This is a genomic window from Aedoeadaptatus acetigenes (assembly GCF_025566985.1).
Lineage (GTDB): Bacteria > Bacillota > Clostridia > Tissierellales > Peptoniphilaceae > Aedoeadaptatus > Aedoeadaptatus acetigenes.
In genome coordinates this window covers 1-1054 of sequence record NZ_JAOQJD010000035.1, presented here as the reverse complement: position 1 = coordinate 1054, position 1054 = coordinate 1, and the positions used below count along the sequence as shown (strand labels likewise).

Sequence of the window (1054 nt, the reverse complement as noted above, 5' to 3'; positions counted from 1 at the left end):
CGTGCTGCTTGAACTCGTCTGAGAAGACTCTTCTTTTTCTAGGTGCTTTATCCATTTGATCCTCCTTGTTGATCATAAGATACCACACCTTAAGGAAACTGTCCTAATTATTGTAACCTATCCAGCCCTCTGCCCCTTCCCCGGGGCCCCAACCCCTTCGACCCCCAACGCTTTTTAGATGCGCGAAGCCCTGACGGGCTTCGATTTGTATTGGGCCGCGTCGCAGGCCGATGGTCCCGCGAAAGGACAATTACTTACAAAAGTATAATGATAGTACTAGCAAAGAAACTACCAAAGAAACTAGTAAAGAAACTAGCAAAGAAATTGGAGAAAGAATGGGGCTATTATTTTCGAGATTGCATATATTGACTATCTTCTCTACTCGTATTAGAATAAGCTTACGAATTGAAAACGAAGGTTTTGCGGGTGATGCATTTATGCGTCACCCGATTTTTTTACCTTCACAATTCAATTGCGATCTATATATTTTACGGTGACTTTTCTTGACTTGGGGAGTTTTGTGCCATAAACTCTCTTTAAAAGGAGGTTGCTATGGCAAATTTTCTTGATCTAAATCCGCAAGCTGATTTTGATGACGATTTGAGCCGTCACGTGCCCAATGATGTGACGCGGGAAGCCTTAAAAGAAGCTGAGCGATTGGCTGCTGATCCTCGTACCCGTTACTTCTCCGATGTGGAAGAAGCTTTGGCGGAATTAAAGAAGGATTGATCACCTTCTCGCAAATACATTCACTTGCTTTTCTTCTAACCGACTTGTAATGCCCTCTGGCCCTCACGGTGGTGGTTCCGGTTTTAAAATGCGGAGCGAACGTGATTTCGAGTTAATTCTATTTCGCTTTAGATTTCATTCCCGCATGGTTTTGAAACCCGGGGAAGGGGCCAGGGCGTTGCGATTCGCCCTGGATAGGTTACAATAATTAGGACAGTTTCCTTAAGGTGTGGTATCTTATGATCAACAAGGAGGATCAAATGGATAAAGCACCTAGAAAAAGAAGAGTCTTCTCAGACGAGTTCAAGCAGCACGTGGTGGACCT

The 1054-nt window shown here is 44.1% G+C and carries 1 protein-coding gene; it reads left to right on the top strand.

The annotated features are described in order from the left end of the window. Positions 1-552 precede the first annotated feature (552 nt). Positions 553-729: a hypothetical protein gene (locus tag OCV31_RS09625; protein ID WP_267303935.1), complete on the top strand. Its 177-nt coding sequence runs from the start codon at positions 553-555 to the stop codon at positions 727-729. Positions 730-1054 lie beyond the last annotated feature (325 nt).

Bases quoted from the DNA above. Each gene is read 5' to 3' on its own strand.
- OCV31_RS09625 (WP_267303935.1), top strand. From the start codon at position 553: ATGGCAAATTTTCTTGATCTAAATCCGCAAGCTGATTTTGATGACGAT.